This window comes from Bradyrhizobium sp. LLZ17, assembly GCF_041200145.1.
Classification (GTDB): domain Bacteria; phylum Pseudomonadota; class Alphaproteobacteria; order Rhizobiales; family Xanthobacteraceae; genus Bradyrhizobium.
In genome coordinates, this window is record NZ_CP165734.1 from 5415937 (window position 1) to 5432226 (window position 16290).

Sequence of the window (16290 nt, forward strand, 5' to 3'; positions counted from 1 at the left end):
AAGAGGAGGGAGCCTATACTAAACCGATCAATGCGCCGCTGAGGCCGAGCGCTTGGTGGCGACCGGCTTCGGCGCGGGCTTGGCACCGGCTTGCGCGGGCGCGCTGTCCCAGCCGCCGGCGGGCGCCGCGACGTTGACGGCGTCGTCGGGCTGCGGTTCGGCGCTGAAGGTCTGGATCGCGAGCTTGGCGGCGGCGAGCGATTGCGGGTCGAGGCGCTTGGCGACGTCGTCGCGCTTGACGGCCGCATCCGCGTCACCCTGGGCGGCCGCAAGGGTGAACCATTTGTAGGACTCTGCGAGGTTCTGCTCCACGCCGATGCCGCGGGCGTAGAGGATGCCGAGGTTGAACTGGCTGTCGGCGACGCCGCGATCGGCGGCTTTGCGGAACCACTGCGCCGCGCTCTTGTAATTGGCGCCGCGTCCGCCGCCATCGGCGTCGAGCACCGCGAGATTGTGCATCGCCTTGGCGTTGCCGCGCTCGGCCGCCTGCGTGTAATAGCGGCGGGCGATGTCGGCGTCCTTCTTCACGCCAAGGCCCTTCTCGTAGAGCGTGCCGAGCCGGAAGGTCGCGGGCACCACGCCGGCCTGCGCCGCGCGGTCGTACCATTTCGCGGCTTCGTCGTAATTCGCAGCGACGCCCTTGCCCTCGGCAAAGCGCACGCCGATCTCGTAGGCCGCGCTCGCATCGCCCTTCATCGCGGCGGTGCGCAGGCCCGGGCCGGCGATGCCGTCAGGCAGCTTTTCGTTCGACGGCACCTGGACCGTTCCGAGCCGCACACGGCTCGCGCCCGACAGCGCGCCGGTGACGTCGCTGGCCGGAGGCGGTGTTGGCGCCGCGGCGGGGGCGGGCGGGATTTCGACCGAAGCCGTCCCGCCGGAGTTCGCTGCGGGATTGTTCAGGGACTGCTTTCCGATCGGCGTCGGCGAGGTCATCGACGGCGTGACCTGTTCGGGCGCGGCGGGCTTGGTCTCGGCCGGCGGCAGGCCTGCGGCGCGCGTTCGCTGGAATTCTCCATCGCCTGCGGCGCCGGCGGCGCATTGCTGCCTTCGAGCAGGTTCATGGCCATCTTGAAGGTGCCGAGCACGATCACGACCACGCTCGCGCCGACCAGCAGCGAGCGGATTTTCGAGGTGATGGTCGAGCCGCCGTCTTGGCCCTTGTCCTTGCCACGGCCGGCGGTAGCCGCCTTGGCGCCGCGTGCGGGCTTCTCGGGCTGCGCGGCAGCGGCCTGGGCTGCACGGCGCGCGGCTGCGATGAAGCTCGACGACGACACCGGCTCCTTCGACGCGGCCGGAATTTCGCTGATCGCGCTTTCGGACGCCGCAATGCGCTCCGACGGCGTGGCGACGCGTGCGCCCGGCCGCGTGCCCGGCTCAAGCGGATGATCCGGCGGCAATTCAGGAGCAAGCGCGGCGCGGGCAGGCGCCGTGTGCGGCTCCAGGATCTCGCTGATCGCGCGCGGCGGAACCGGCGGCGCCATCGGCGCCGGCGCGGCAGGCGCCGCGGCATGGAATTCGCGCGGCGCGGCTGCGAAAGCAGCATGTGCTGATTGCGCCGCGGCCGGATTTTGCAGCTCTGGCTTCGGATCGTATTTCGACAGCTCGGGCTGCGGCCGTTGCTCGCGCGCCATCGGCGCCGGCTCGAGCGGCGCAGCCATCGCCGCGGGCCCGTGCATCGGCATCGACTGCGGCGCGGGCGCCGGCGGTGCGGTGCGCACCGTGCGCAGATCGCCCTCGATCATCGCAAGGCGGTCGACGACATGGCCGAGTGTGTTGTGGACGGCCTCGAGCGAATCCTGGGTGTTGCGGGTGGTCTCGGCCTGACTGAAGCGGATGTCCGACAGCTCGCGCTTGACGAGATCGACGACACCGGAATCGGATGGCGGTGCCGAGCTGCGGCTCTCGGCCAGCGCGGAATAGGTCGCCTGCTGTCGCTCGAGATGGCGCAGGATATCATGCAGCCCGTCCTCGACCCGGCTCAGATTGCCGCCGCGCGAGTCGGAGGCGGCTTCGATCCGCTCCAGCAGATAGGAGACGCGCTGTTCGAGATGCGCAAACGTCGAGGCGGAGTCGCTGCCGACCTGCATGCGGTCGAAGCGGTCCGACAGCGCGCGGATGGCGCTTTCCAGATGCTCGGTGCTTTCCGAAGGCTGCGGCCGCTCGCGCGTTTCCAGCGCGGCGGTGAGCGCCGCGATGCGCTGCTCCAGCACGGCGAAGCTGTCGCTGTGGCCGGAACCGCGGGTGACCTGGTCGACCTTGGACGACAGCAGCTGCACGTCCTCGGAGAGGCGTGCCAGCGCTTCGTTGGAGGCAACGTTGGAGACGATGCCGCGTAGCGCCGAGATCGCGCCTTCGAGCTGGCGCACCGTCGTGGGATCGTCATTGGCGCGCAAGATCAGGTCGAGCTTGGTGCCGAGATTGCGGATGGCCTCGTCATAGCCGGTGAGCTGCTCGGCCGGGGTCAGCGTGCGCAGCACCTGCTTGATGTCGGACAGCGCGCGCTCGATGCCGGCGAGGGCCTGCCCGTCGGTGCCGTTGGAGCGGGTCTCGTCGATGCGACGATGCAGCGAGCGGATCTCGTTCTCGATCGATTCGATGGCGCGGCGCGGCATCGCCTCGGTGATGGCGTGGCGGATCTCCGCAAGCTCGCTACGGAAGCCGTTGATCGCCTGCTCGGTATTGTCAGGGCGCTGGAGCGATTCGATCTGGCTCGTGATCTTGAGCAGATGCCGCTCGAGCGACGAGAAATCCGGCCCCGGCTGCGCTGGCGGCGGGGCGTAGGCGGGCGTGGGCGGCGCCATCGAGGCCGCGAAAGCAGCTGCCGTGGGCGCAATCGGCGGCGCGGCGCGCGGCGGCAGCTGCCGCGGTGACAATCCGTCGAGCTCGCTTTGGCGTGCCGTGATCTCGGCCACCGCGACGTCGAACGAAGCGGGGTTCAGCGGCGGCGAGCTGCGATAGACTTGCGCGGCCGCGCGCTCGACCGCATCGGCCTGGCGCTGGCGCGTCTCGACCGGAGCAGGGCGCGGTGCTTGGGGCGGCTGCGGTTGAGCCCGCTGCGGTAGCGATTGCTGCGGCTTTGAGATCTGCGACAGCCGGGCATCGAGGCGCGAGATCGCGTCGTTGAGCTGGCCTGCGACGCCCTGCTCGCGCAAGACGTCCTTTTCGCGCGCGGCGTCCTGGCGTGGCGCGGGCTTTGAAATCCGTTCGATCTGCTGAGTGATCGCGTCGAGCCGCTGGTGGATGTCGGCGACTTCGCGGCTTTCCTGGCTTGGGGCAATTGGGGCTTGCGGGCGCTGTTCGTAAGCTCCGCGAAGCTGTGGCGGGGCAGTCTCGCCGAGCGTGGAGTTCAGCCAATCGTTGAGCGACATCCCGGCCCGGCGCGCAGCAGCTTCGGCCCGCTCCCTCACGGATGGATCGATGCCGTCAACACTCCACGATACGCGCGAATTCATGACTCTGTCCGGTTCCGACTCCGGCGCCCCACCCGGCGCCTCCAGTCTCCCCACGCGTGCCGCTTGCAAGACAATCGAATTCGGCGCGGGTCGTCTGCCTCGAAAATCGACTTTTGTCCGTTACGGTAAATAACGGGTTAAGGATCGGCTCGCCGGTGTCTTAAAGTTGGGCGGCGGGAACCCGGCGCGGCGCAGAAACCCGTTCGTGCCGAGCACCTGGCTGATCCGGTCGAGGTCGAGCATCTCGGGCCATGAGGCGCGCGTCGTACCATCCGCGGCGAGCGGGAACCTTGGCGTCGTTGTGGGTATCTGACCGATAGATTCCGGGACCTGCCCGATGCCGGATGACAGGTGCTGGACCTTGTCGCCGCCGAACTGAGGGACCGGGCGGCGAGCCCGCCGCAAAACTCGATTTCCTGATCAAGGGCCGACAATGGCGCAATGGACTTTGCCAGAGCGATTCTCGTTCGAAGGGCAGGCGATTGCCTGGGGTGCGATCGGAGAAGGGCCGCCAGCCGTTGTCATCCACGGTTCGCCATTCTCCTCGCGCGAATGGCGACGTATCGCGCCCTGGCTCGCTCGGCACCGGCGCGTCTTCTTCTATGACCTTCTGGGTTACGGCCAATCGGCCAAGCCCGATGCGGACGTCCTGCACGGTGCCCAGAACCGGTTGCTCGCAGCTCTCGTGGAGCATTGGAATGTCGACCCGCCCGACATCGTCGCTCATGATTTCGGCGGTTCGGCTGCGCTGCGCGCGCATATTTTGAACCGGCTCGATTACCGCAGCCTCATGCTGATCGATCCCGTGGCGATCAGCCCGCAAGGCTCAGTGCTGGTCCAGGCAGCGAAAGCGCACCCCGAGGTGTTCTCCGGTTTGCCCGCCTGGATCCATGAGGCGATCCTGCGCGCCTACATTCGTGCTTCGGTCAAGCACGCCCTGCGCGAGGACGAGATGCGTGCGTACCTTGAGCCATGGCGTGGGGAGCAAGGCCAGAGGGCCTTCTGGCGGCAAATCGCACAGATGGACGACAAGTATTCCGAGGAGGTGGAAAGGCGCTACGGCGAAATCCGGTGCCCGGTCGCCATTCTATGGGGCACCGAAGACGAGTTCATTCCGTTGAACGACGGCGAGGAACTTGCCCGCCGTATTCCCGGCGCGTCATTCACCGCGATCTCCGACGCCAAGCACCTCGTCCAGGAGGATGCGCCCGAGGCAATCGTCGCCGCTGTTCTCGACTTTTGGCAGCGGCTGGAGGCGCATCCCATCACCGCCGAACAGTGACCCGCCCTTGCGAGGAACGGGAGCGCGGAAAGGGCGTTTCCGCCGAAGTATGGAGGTGCCGAAACTCGATGCACCACAGCTTCCGAAGCTGCCATGCGCAACTTCGCGAATCATCTTCAACCGAAGCAGCTGTGACGGACCTCCCGTCCAGGGTGTGAAGCGAATCCCTAGGAGAAACAAGCGATGGATTCAGTGCAAGAGAGGCAGAAGATCCCGGGCTATGACCACGGAACCGACAAGGTCGCGGAATCGCCGATCACGATGGAGGAATGGGAAGAACTCAAGAAATCCGCTTTGTTTTCCGAAGAAGACGTCGTCTATCTTAGAATGTCGGAGGAGATACTTGCCGATCAGGTCGAGGATCTGCTGAAGGTCTGGCGGGGTGTGATTTTTGATCATCCGCATCTTCGGGCCTACGATGAAGATCCCAAGACACACAAGGTCGACACCGAATATGCAAGCGCCGTTGCAAAGAGGTTTGGGCGTTGGGTGACCGATACGGCCCGCGCGAAGTACGACCAGGCCTGGCTCGATTATCAATATGAGATCGGGCTGCGGCACCACCGGACAAAGAAGAACAAGACCGACCACGGACATACGCTCGGCCACATCCGCGCGCGTGATCTACTTGCGTTTTGTTCGACGATCGTCGTGCCGATGCGGCCGTTCCTCGCCAAGCACGGTCATCCACCGGACATCGTCAACCGAATGTACGACGCATGGTGGAAATCAATGATTCTTCAGGCGACCCTGTGGGTCCAGCCATACATACGAGAAGGCGACTTCTGACCAATAAGCAGATCTGAATCCATTCGACAGGAACTGTGGGGGTGGCCAGGAAAATGGAGTGAACAAAAATGGATGAGAAAACACTGCCCAGGAACCTCGTGACCGCCGGGTCGACGCCGATCGAACGGATGTATTTTGCCTGAATGATGCGCTGTCGCATAACGACGCGGATGGGTTGCTGGCGCTCTATGCCGAAGACGCCTGGTTCGAGAGCCCGCTCGTGCCGCACCTGCTGGGCATCGACCGCGGTTATCTTCGCGGGCACAAGGAAATCCGACCGCTGTTCGACATTCTCGCGATCCGCAAGCCTCCGGTGCGCCAGTATTCCCGCACCGGTTATCTCACCGATGGCAAGCGCTTGATCTGGGAATATCCGCGCGACGCCGGCAAAGGCGAGCAAATGGACTTCGTTGAGGCGATGGATCTCAACGATGATGGTCTCATCCAGCGCCATTGTGTCTACTGGGGCTGGTTTGGCTTCCGCGTTCTCCAGCGCAATGAATATCACAGCGGCCCTGACGCATGACAAAAGGCGGACAGCGCTGATGTCTTCCGCCACAGCGGAGCCGGCGTTTCAACCCTTCCCCTCGCGCTTGCCCTCCTCGAGCGGCACCACAGTCCCCTTGCCGCTCATCGCCGAGAGCGCCTCGAGCGCCTCCTCGCAGAAGTCCGCCACCATCTGCTCGTGGCGGGCGCCGAGTCGGAGCAGCAGCAGGTTTCCGAGGTCGAGCCGGCCCTCCGCCGTGCCGTCCGGGAAGCGCTTCTTCAGGATCCGCTCGTAATTGGCGTGGCGGTCGCGGTGGTGCTCGAGCCGGGCCATCAAATCGGTGCGCATCGGCTCGAGGCCGATGCTGTCGAGCGCATGCAGGCGCACCAGGAGGTCGTCCTTGATCGACGGCGGCGTGCTTGGCCGCGCGGCCCAGTGCCGCAGCGCTGTTCGGCCCTCGGGAGTGAGCGTATAGATGAGTTTGTTGGGCTTGCCGGATTGCACGACCTCGCGGCCCTGGATGTAGCCGCGGTCGCGCAGCTTGGAGAGCTCGCGGTAGATCTGCTGGTGGTCGGCCTTCCAGAAGAAGCCGATCGAGGAGTCGAACGTCTTTGCGAGCTCGTAGCCCGTCATCGGACGTTCCGTCAGACATGCGAGGATTGCGTCGCCCAGCGCCATGACCGGCCTCTCTGTCTTGGGTCTTAAGTGTCTTGAGTCCTAAGTCTTGGGTCTTAACCAACCGGCTTGACTTTATGCGCATCGGCGCATATGCGTCAATGTGCATATAAAAAGCTTGCGGGCGGGGCCACCGAGCCGCTCCGAAGATCCAGCGAAATCAATGATTTCGCTACTGTGCATGGGGTTGTTTTCGCAGTTTTGCGCAGGCCTTTAGGGAGGCACCTGAGAATGACCGGCCTCGATTCCTGGTACGGCTACATGAGATCCCATGACCGCGCAGCGCTCTGGGACCTGTTGCACCCCGATGCCATCTTCGAAAGCCCCGTCGTGCACTCGCCGCAGCGCGGACGTGAGATCACCTTCAAATACCTGTCCAGCGCCGAAAAGGTGCTCGGCGGTCCCGGCTTCACCTATGTCGGGGAGTGGACGAGCGAGCGCGGCGCCGTACTCGAATTCAAGACCATCATCGATGGCATCGAGATCAACGGCGTCGACATCATCGCTTTCGACGACCAGGGACGCATCACGCATTTCAAGGTGATGGTGCGTCCGCTCAAGGCGATCAACATGCTGCATCGCCTGATGGCGGAACAGCTCGCCGCCCAATCATAGTCACTTCCAAGGACCATGCCGGGAGACCACCATGCCGATCTATAAAGCCCCCGTCGAAGACGTGAACTTCCTGCTCAACGACGTCTTCCAGATCGACCGCTACGACAACCTGGCCGGCTTCTCCGATGCGTCCAGCGACGTGCGCGAGGCGATCCTGGGCGAAGCCGCCAAGCTCGCCGAAGAAGTGCTGCAACCGCTCAATCGTGTGGGCGATCTCGAAGGCTGCAAGCGCGCCGATGACGGCAGCGTCACCACGCCGAAGGGCTTCAAGGAAGCTTTCAAGCAGGTCGCGGAAGGCGGCTGGCTCGGTCTCTCCGCGCCGACGGAGTTCGGCGGGCAGGGCCTGCCGGTGACGCTGAGCCAGGCGGTCAATGAATTCCAGATCTCCGCCAATATGGCGTTCTCGATGTATGGCGGTCTCACCATGGGTGCGACCGCGGCGCTGATCGTTCACGGTACGTCGGAGCAGAAGCAGACCTATGTGCCGAAGATGGTGGCGGGCGAATGGACCGGCACCATGAACCTGACCGAGCCGCAATGCGGCACCGATCTCGGCATGCTCCGCACCAAGGCGGTGCGGCAAGCCGACGGCAGCTTCAGGATCACCGGCACCAAGATCTTCATTTCGGCCGGCGAGCATGACTTGGCCTCCAACATCATTCACCTCGTGCTCGCCCGCATCGAGGGCGCACCCGCCGGTATCAAAGGCGTGTCGCTGTTCGTCGTGCCGAAATTTCTGGTCAATGCCGATGGTTCGGTGGGGCAGCGCAACGGCGTGGCGTGCGGCTCGATCGAGCACAAGATGGGCATCCACGGCAACTCCACCTGCGTGATGAACTACGACAGCGCCACCGGCTGGCTGATCGGCGAAGAGAACAAGGGCATGCAGGGCATGTTCGTGATGATGAACGAGGCCCGCCTCGGCGTCGCCGTTCAGGGCCTCGCACAGTCCGAGGTCGCCTACCAGAACGCGGTCGCCTATGCCCGCGAACGTATCCAGGGCCGTTCGCTCACCGGCACCAAGGCGCCGGACAAGCCGGCCGATCCGATCATCGTACATCCCGACGTGCGCCGGACGCTGCTCTCGATCCGCGCCTTCAACGAGGCGGCGCGCGCCTTCGTGATGTGGACGGCGCTGAAGAGCGACGTCGCGCATCGCTCGGAGGATCCGAAGGACCGCCAGGCCGCCGACGACCACATGGGCCTGATGACACCTGTGCTGAAGGGCTTTCTCACCGAGTATGGCTTCGCCAACGCGGTGCAGGCGCAGCAGATGTATGGCGGCCACGGCTACATCGCCGAGCAAGGCATGGAGCAGTTCGTGCGCGATGCCCGCATCGCCATGATCTATGAAGGCGCCAACGGCATCCAGGCGCTCGACCTCGTCGGCCGCAAGCTGCCGCGCGACGGCGGCCGTGCCATCATGGCGTTCTTCGGCGAGGTCATGGCCTTTGCCAAGGAGAATGGCGGCGACGAGGCGCTGAAGCCGTATGTCGCCCCGCTCTCGACCGCGCTCGGCCATCTCCAGCAGGCCACCACCTGGCTGATGCAGAACGCGATGGCGAAGCCGGACAATGCCGGCGCCGCCGCAACCGATTATCTGCATCTGTTCGGCTTCGTGGCGCTCGGCTACATGTGGGCGAAGATGGCCAAGGTGACGCAGGCCAAGATTGCCGCAAGCGGGGCGACACCCTATCTCTCGACCAAGCTCGTGACCGGCCGTTTTTTCATGGAGCGGATGCTGCCGGAGACCGCGGCGAACCTCGCGCGCATCCAGGCCGGCTGCGCCACCGTGATGGAATTGCCGGCGGAAGCTTTCTGAGGATTTTCGCGTAACCAATATCCCGATCGCGTCGCGGTCGTCACCTATAACAGCAATCAGGAGGCTCACATGGCAGATGCCTATATCTACGATCACGTCCGCACTCCCCGCGGCCGCGGCAAGGCCGACGGCGCGCTGCACGAGGTCACGGCGCTCGCGCTCGCCACAGTGCCGCTGAAGGCGTTGAAGGACCGCAATAACCTCCCCGAAGATTCCGTCGACGACGTCATTCTCGGCGTGGTCGATCCGGTCGGTGAAGCCGGAAGCGACATCGCGCGCTTCGCGGCGCTGAAGGCAGGACTCGGTGAAGCCGTGCCCGGCGTGCAGATCAGCCGCTTCTGCGCCTCCGGTCTCGATGCCGTGAATTTCGCCGCAGCCCAGGTGATGAGCGGCCAGCATGAACTCGTGATCGGCGGCGGGGCCGAATCGATGAGCCGCGTCGGCATCGGTGCCTCCGGCGGCGCCTGGCCGATGGACCCCTCGATGGCGGTGCCGTCCTACTTCATGCCGCAGGGCGTCTCGGCCGACCTGATCGCCACCAAATACGGCTTCTCGCGCGACGATGTCGATGCCTATGCGGTGCAGAGCCAACAGCGCGCAGCCAAGGCCTGGGACGAGGGCCGCTTCGACAAGTCCGTCGTATCGGTGAAGGACATCAACGGCCTCACCATCCTCGCCAAGGACGAGCACATGCGTCCCTCGACGACGATGCAGTCGCTGGCCCAGCTCCAGCCGGCATTCACGATGATGGCGCAGATGGGCGGCTTTGACGGCGTCGCGGTGCAGTCGCATCCCGAGATCGAGCGCGTCAATTACGTCCATCACGCCGGCAATTCGTCCGGCATCGTCGATGGCGCCGGCGCCGTGCTGCTCGGCAGCAAGGAGGCGGCCGGCAAGTACGGGCTGAAGCCGCGCGCGAAGATCCGCGCCTTCGCGAACATCGGCTCGGAGCCGGCGATGATGCTGACCGGCCCGGTCGATGTCACCGAGAAGCTGTTCGCGCGCTCCGGCATGAAGAAATCGGACATCGACCTGTTCGAGCTCAACGAAGCCTTCGCCTCCGTGGTTCTGCGCTACATCCAGGCCTTCGACATCGACAATGCCAAGATCAACGTCAATGGCGGCGCCATCGCGCTCGGCCATCCGCTCGGTGCCACCGGCGCGATGATTTTGGGCACCGTGCTCGACGAGCTCGAGCGCACCAACAAGTCGACTGCCCTGGTGACGCTCTGCATCGGCGGCGGCATGGGCACCGCGACCATCATCGAGCGCGTGTAACGAGCTGCCGTAGGGTGAGCAAAGCGAAGCGTGCCCACCACTGAAATCTCCGCGAAAGATGGTGGGCACGGCGCAAGGGCGCCTTTGCCCACCCTACGAGATCACCACGAGATCACAGTCAACCGCCGCGCCTGAGATCGGCTGCGGCTCAGAGGGAGCGCCACATGGCTTACAAGAACTTCAAGGTTGAGACCGATTCCGACGGCATCGCGCTGGTCACCTGGGACATCCCGGGCCGTTCGATGAACGTGCTCGACGAGACCTCGACCAGCGAGCTCGACGCGATCGTCAAGGAGACCACCGCTGACGCCGCGGTGAAGGGCGTCGTCATCACCTCCGCGAAAGAGGCGTTCTGCGCCGGTGCCGACCTGTCGATGCTGGAAGGCATGAACCAGGCCTACGCAAAGCTCTTCAAGGAGCAGGGCGAGACCGCAGCGAACCAGATGCTGTTCGAGCAGAGCCGGCGCTTCTCGCAGGTGCTGCGTTCGATCGAGACCTCCGGCAAGCCGTGGGCGGCCGCGATCAATGGTCTCGCGCTCGGCGGCGGCTTCGAGATCACGCTGTGCTGCCACTATCGTGTGGCGGCGGAGAATCCCAAGACGCGGCTCGGCCTGCCCGAGGTCAAGGTCGGGCTGTTTCCCGGCGCCGGCGGCACGCAGCGTGCCGCGCCTGGTGCCGCCGCAGGACGCCATGACGATTTTGCTCAAGGGCGATCCGGTCACGGTCGAGAAAGCCAAGCAGCTCAATCTGATCCACGCCATCGTTCCGGCGGCTGACCTCATCAAGGCGGCAAAGGACTGGATCAAGGGTGGCGGCAAGGCCGTCGCACCCTGGGACGAAAAGGGCTTCAAGCTTCCGGCCGGCCCGGTGTTCTCCAAGGCCGGCATGATGATGTTCCCGGCCGGCAACGCGATCTATCGCCGGGAGACCTACGACAATTATCCGGCGGCGCGCGCGATTATGAGCTGCGTCTACGAGGGTCTGCAATTGCCGATCGACGCCGCGCTGCGCGTCGAGTCGCGTTACTTCACCTCGGTGCTGCGCTCGAAGGAAGCGGCCGCGATGATCCGCAGCCTGTTCCTGTCGATGCAGGAGCTCAACAAGGGCGCGCGCCGTCCGAAGGACGTGCCGGCAACCAAGGTGAAGAAGATCGCCGTGATCGGCGCCGGCTTCATGGGCGCCAGCGTCGGCTATGTCTCGGCCCGTGCCGGGCTCGACGTCGTCCTGATCGACCGCGACCAGGAGAGCGCTGACAAGGGCAAGGCGCACGCGCAGAAGGTGATCGAGGACCAGATCAAGAAGGGCCGCGCCAAGGCCACCGATGCCGAAGCGCTGCTTGCGCGCATCACGCCGACTGCGGATTACGCGGCGCTCAGGGATGTCGACCTGGTCATCGAGGCCGTGTTCGAGGACCGCAAGGTCAAGGCGGAGACGTTTGCCAGGGCGCAGGACTATCTCAAGCCGGACGTGGTCTTCGCCTCCAACACCTCGACCCTGCCGATCACCTCGCTCGCGGAATCCTTCAAGGACCAGGGCAAGTTCGTCGGCATCCACTTCTTCTCGCCGGTCGAGAAGATGATGCTGGTCGAGATCATCAAGGGCAAGAACACCGGCGATCTCGCGCTCGCGACTGCGCTCGACTACGTCCGGCAGATCGGCAAGACGCCGATCGTGGTCAACGACTCGCGCGGCTTCTTCGCCAATCGCTGCGTCGGCCGCTATGTCGCCGAAGGCAACGAGATGTTTCTGGAAGGTGTGCCGCCGGCGATGATCGAGAACTGCGCCAAGATGGCCGGCATGCCGGTCGGTCCGCTCTCGCTGTCCGACGAAGTCGCGCTCGACCTCGGGCTGAAGATCATGAAGGCGACGGAGGCCGATCTCGGTCCGAACGCCATCAATCCCGATCAGAAGAAGCTGATGGTCGACATGGTGGAGAAGCAGGGTCGTCTCGGCCGCAAGAACGGCAAAGGCTTTTACGACTATCCCGAGAAGGGGAAGGGTCAGAAGAGCCTGTGGCCGGGCCTGTCGGCCTTGCAGCCGAAGCAGCTCGATCCTGACACGCTCGATATCGAGGAGCTGAAGCAGCGCTTCCTGGTGGTGCAGGCGGTGGAAGCCGCGCGCACGGTCGAGGATCACGTCATCACCGATCCGCGCGAGGCGGATGTCGGGTCGATCCTCGGCTTCGGCTTTGCGCCGTTCACCGGCGGCACCTTGTCCTACATCGACTTCATGGGACCTAAGACCTTCGTCGAGCTCTGCCACAAGCTCGAAGCGAAGTACGGCTCGCGCTTCACGCCGCCGAAACTTCTCGAGGAGATGGCCACGAACGGAGAAACCTTCTACGGCCGCTTCGCGCCGAAGAAGGCGGCGGCCTAAGACGACCCGTCATTCCGGACAGTCCGCAACGCGGACTGATCCGGAATCTCGATCGGCGTGCAACAACTGCGAGATTCCGGGTTCGCCGCGTCGCGGCGCCCGGAACGACGAAATCACTTCGCCTGCGCCAGGCCTTCCTTCCTCAGAGCCTCCTGCACCTTCGGCCGCGCCGCGATGCGGGCTTTGTAGGCGGTGAGGTTCGGCATCGCCGACAGGTCGAACTTCATGCGGTCGCCCCAGGTGAGCATCGTGAACAGATAGCCGTCGGCGACCGTGAACTGCTTGCCCAAGAGGTAGTCGCGACCGGCCAGCTGGCCGTCGATGTATTTCAGCTTGCCCATGACGCGGTCCTTGAAGAACGCCTTGGCCTCGTCATTCAGCGCCGGCGCGAACAGCGGGCCGAAGCTCTTGTGGACCTCCGAGGTGAGGAAGTTGAGCCATTCCAGCAGCTTGTAGCGTTCGGAACTGTCGCGGGCGGGCGCCAGCGCCTTGGCCGCGGCCCGGTCGGCGATCATCTGGACAATGACCGGGCCTTCGGTCACGATCTCGCCGCTGTCGAGCCCCAGCGCAGGGACCTGACCCTTCGGATTCACCTTCAGATAGTCGTCGCCGTTCTCGAGCTTCTTGGCCCGGAGATCGACCTTGACCAGCTCATAGGGCAGATCGGCCTCCAGGAGCGCGATGTGGGGGGACAGTGAGCAGGCGCCGGGCGAGTAGTACAGTTTCATGGAATTTCCTCCTCTTTTGGCTTGGCTCTGGCGAAACTACGCCTACATGCACGTGCATGGAACAGCAAGATTGATGCAGGTGCATCGAGTGGGTTAGAAGCGGGCGGCGAGTTTTGAGCGGGACCATGAAACGCAAACCATCGACCGAGGCAACTGCCGCCTGGATCCGCCTGATGCGGGTGCAGAGCCGCGTGCTCGACTGCGTCGAGCAGGATCTGAAGAAAGCGGGCTTCCCGCCGCTGGCCTGGTACGACGCGCTGCTCGAGCTGTCGCGGGCGCCCTCGGGCGAGCTGCGGCCGGTCGAGCTCGAACGGCAGATGCTGCTCCCGCAATACTCCACGTCGCGGCTGATCGACCGGCTGGTCGACGAGGGGCTCGCCTCCAGGCGCGAGTGCAAGATGGACAAGCGGGGCCAGTTCGTCGAGATCACGGAGGCCGGCCGCGAGTTGCAGAAGCGGATGTGGGGCGCCTATTCAGCCGCGATCGAGAAATATGTCGGCTCGAAACTATCCGACGCCGATGCCGTCAAGCTCAGCGGTCTGCTCGACCGGCTGGGCTGCTCGTGCGGCGAGATGAAGCTGCCGCCCGTCGTCAACGTCAACGAAAGCACGCCGTCGCGATGATCGCGCGGCAAACCAGCATGTCCGCGCGCCCGGTGGGTTCGCGGACCATCCCCGTCACCCGCGCGCGTTCGGCCGAAGCGCTTTTGATTAGAGTTTGATATGGCGCGAGACCAGATCGATATGACGCCGCTGCAATCGCGCGACGAACTCGTCGCGTGGTTCGAGGAAGGCTGCAAGGCCCCGTCCGAATTCCGCATGGGCACCGAGCACGAGAAAACGCCGTTCACGCTCGAAGGACATCGTCCCGTGCCCTACGAGGGCGCGCGCGGCATCGGCGCGTTGCTCGAAGGCATGAAGCTCCTGCTCGGCTGGGAGCCGATCATGGAGAAGGGCAACATCATCGGCCTCTACGACGTCACCGGCGGCGGCGCGATCTCGCTCGAGCCCGGCGGGCAATTCGAGCTCTCCGGCGCGCCCGTCGAGAACGTCCACCAGACCCAGAGCGAGGTGATGGCGCATCTGGCGCAGGTGCGCGAGATCGCAACTCCCCTCGGCATCGGCTTCCTTGGGCTCGGCATGACCCCGTCATGGTCGCGTGCCGAGATTCCGGTGATGCCCAAGGGCCGCTACAAGATCATGACCAACTACATGCCGAAGGTCGGCCAATACGGCCTCGACATGATGTACCGGACCTGCACGGTGCAGACCAATCTCGACTTCTCCTCGGAACGCGACATGGTCAAGAAGCTGCGCGTGTCGCTCGCGCTTCAGCCGGTCGCAACTGCCTTGTTCGCCAATTCACCGTTCACCGAAGGCCAGCCGAACGGCTTCCTTTCGTTCCGCTCCGAGATCTGGCGCGACACCGACAACGCGCGCTCGGGCATGATGCCGTGGGCCTTCGAGGACGGCATGGGGTTTGAGCGCTATGTCGACTACGCGCTCGACGTTCCCATGTATTTCGTCAAGCGCGGCGAAGACTACATCGACGTGTCGGGGTCCTCGTTCCGCGCTTTCTTCGACGGCCGCAACAATAATTTGCCTGGCGAGCGTCCGACGCTGTCGGATTGGGCCAACCATCTCTCGACGATTTTCCCGGAGGTGCGGCTCAAGCGCTATCTCGAGATGCGCGGCTCCGATGGTGGCCCGTGGGGCCGTCTGCCGGCACTCTCGGCATTTTGGGCAGGGCTACTTTACGACGACGTATCGCTCGATGCCGCCTGGGACCTCGTGAAACACTGGACCGCGCCCGAGCGCCAGGCCCTGCGCGACGACGTGCCGCGCTTCGGCTTCAAGGCGCGGATCAAGGACCGCTATCTGTTCGAGATTGCCAAGGAATGCCTTGTTCTGGCACATGCCGGCCTGCGCCGGCGTGGCCGAATCGACCAGCTCGGCCGCGACGAGACCCGGCATCTGGAGCCGCTTGATCGCATTATCGATTCCGGCCGGACGCCGGCCGAGGAAATGCTCGAGAAGTTCAACGGCGCCTGGCACGGCTCGGTGGAACCGGCCTACGCGGAATACGCTTTCTAGTTCGGTAGACCGACGATCAGGTTTCGCGCCGTTCATCGCCCATACAGGTTTGCGGCGATCAAATGACCGGCCAAAAAAACCTGAGCGTCGTCAATAACTCGAAAGCTGTTTTGATGGGGAATGGCCGCCTGCCTGGGGCCGTCATGGCAAGCGTCGTGGCCTGTGCCGCGCTGCTTTCGCTCCTGTTTGCGTGCGGGCCTGCGCATGCCCAGACGGCGTTCGATCGGCCCGGCGGCGACTATTTCAGCACGCCGGTGACATCGGGCGATCCCGAGGATTGTGCGCTGCTGTGCGAGCGCGATCGCCGCTGCCGCTCCTGGAGCTTCAGCTACCCCGATATCGACGGCGCCGCGGCGGTGTGCTGGCTCAAGAACGTCGTGCCGCCCCGGGTGCCGGGCAGTTGCTGCATTTCCGGCGTGCGCGGTGCTGGCGTGATCGAGCCGCGGGTCGAGGGCGTGGAGACCTCGATCGATCGCCCCGGCGGGGACTTGCGCAATTTCGAGCTCAAGAACGGCGAGGGCGAGGATGCCTGCAAGGCCGCCTGTACCGCCGACAACAAATGCCGCGCTTTCACCTATGCTCGCCCCGGCTACACCGGCCGCGAGGCGCGCTGTTTCCTGAAAAAGGAAATCAAGCCGCCGCGTCGCAAGGCGGGATTCACATCGGGCGTGGTGAGGTAGAAAAGATCCCGTA

11 protein-coding genes and 2 pseudogenes are annotated in these 16290 nt (G+C 64.7%); 10 read left to right on the forward strand and 3 right to left on the reverse strand.

Annotated features, from left to right (window positions below; all coding sequences use genetic code 11):
• Window positions 1-27: 27 nt before the first annotated feature.
• A pseudogene (locus AB8Z38_RS26015) lies at window positions 28-3452 on the reverse strand (hypothetical protein).
• A gap of 433 nt (window positions 3453-3885) precedes the next feature.
• Here AB8Z38_RS26015 and AB8Z38_RS26020 point away from each other — a divergent pair.
• The 3 genes from AB8Z38_RS26020 to AB8Z38_RS26030 all read left to right on the forward strand — a co-directional run bounded on the left by AB8Z38_RS26020 (window position 3886) and on the right by AB8Z38_RS26030 (window position 6049).
• A complete protein-coding gene (locus AB8Z38_RS26020; protein WP_369720596.1) occupies window positions 3886-4734 on the forward strand; it encodes an alpha/beta fold hydrolase in 849 nt (282 codons plus the stop codon).
• A 183-nt stretch (window positions 4735-4917) separates the two neighbouring features.
• Window positions 4918-5523 carry a protoglobin domain-containing protein gene (locus tag AB8Z38_RS26025; RefSeq protein WP_369720597.1) on the forward strand — a complete coding sequence of 202 codons (606 nt, stop codon included), beginning with the start codon at window positions 4918-4920 and terminating at the stop codon, window positions 5521-5523.
• 151 nt (window positions 5524-5674) lie between these two features.
• Window positions 5675-6049, forward strand: coding sequence for a nuclear transport factor 2 family protein (locus AB8Z38_RS26030; protein WP_369726610.1), 375 nt, complete (start codon window positions 5675-5677; stop codon window positions 6047-6049).
• Between the two features lie 48 nt (window positions 6050-6097).
• Here the strand turns inward: AB8Z38_RS26030 and AB8Z38_RS26035 are convergent, their stop codons facing one another.
• Entirely contained in the window at window positions 6098-6688 is a 591-nt protein-coding gene (locus AB8Z38_RS26035; protein WP_369720598.1) for a PadR family transcriptional regulator, read from the reverse strand.
• A gap of 228 nt (window positions 6689-6916) precedes the next feature.
• Here AB8Z38_RS26035 and AB8Z38_RS26040 point away from each other — a divergent pair, with 228 nt between their 5' ends.
• The 4 genes and pseudogenes from AB8Z38_RS26040 (at window position 6917) to AB8Z38_RS26055 (ending at window position 12776) form a co-directional block, all read left to right on the forward strand.
• Complete coding sequence (locus tag AB8Z38_RS26040) at window positions 6917-7300, forward strand: nuclear transport factor 2 family protein (protein ID WP_369720599.1); 384 nt, start codon at window positions 6917-6919, stop codon at window positions 7298-7300.
• A 31-nt stretch (window positions 7301-7331) separates the two neighbouring features.
• The gene (locus tag AB8Z38_RS26045; protein ID WP_369720600.1) at window positions 7332-9122 is read left to right on the forward strand and encodes an acyl-CoA dehydrogenase C-terminal domain-containing protein; all 1791 of its coding nucleotides are present in this window, start codon (window positions 7332-7334) and stop codon (window positions 9120-9122) included.
• A gap of 69 nt (window positions 9123-9191) precedes the next feature.
• Window positions 9192-10400 (forward strand): acetyl-CoA C-acetyltransferase, encoded by a 1209-nt coding sequence (locus tag AB8Z38_RS26050; RefSeq protein ID WP_369720601.1) that lies wholly within the window; start codon window positions 9192-9194, stop codon window positions 10398-10400.
• A gap of 164 nt (window positions 10401-10564) precedes the next feature.
• Window positions 10565-12776: pseudogene (locus AB8Z38_RS26055) on the forward strand (FAD-dependent oxidoreductase).
• A gap of 113 nt (window positions 12777-12889) precedes the next feature.
• Here AB8Z38_RS26055 and gstA read toward each other — a convergent pair.
• Entirely contained in the window at window positions 12890-13504 is a 615-nt protein-coding gene (gstA, locus tag AB8Z38_RS26060; protein WP_369720602.1) for a glutathione transferase GstA, read from the reverse strand.
• Window positions 13505-13629: 125 nt separating this feature from the next.
• On the opposite strand from gstA, the gene AB8Z38_RS26065 reads away from it, so the two are divergent.
• From AB8Z38_RS26065 to AB8Z38_RS26075, 3 genes are all read left to right on the forward strand, one after another.
• Window positions 13630-14127: a MarR family winged helix-turn-helix transcriptional regulator gene (locus AB8Z38_RS26065; protein ID WP_369720603.1), complete on the forward strand. Its 498-nt coding sequence runs from the start codon at window positions 13630-13632 to the stop codon at window positions 14125-14127.
• A gap of 99 nt (window positions 14128-14226) precedes the next feature.
• The gene (locus AB8Z38_RS26070) at window positions 14227-15597 is read left to right on the forward strand and encodes a glutamate--cysteine ligase (protein ID WP_369720604.1); all 1371 of its coding nucleotides are present in this window, start codon (window positions 14227-14229) and stop codon (window positions 15595-15597) included.
• A 113-nt stretch (window positions 15598-15710) separates the two neighbouring features.
• Window positions 15711-16277 carry a PAN domain-containing protein gene (locus AB8Z38_RS26075; RefSeq protein WP_369726611.1) on the forward strand — a complete coding sequence of 189 codons (567 nt, stop codon included), beginning with the start codon at window positions 15711-15713 and terminating at the stop codon, window positions 16275-16277.
• Window positions 16278-16290 lie beyond the last annotated feature (13 nt).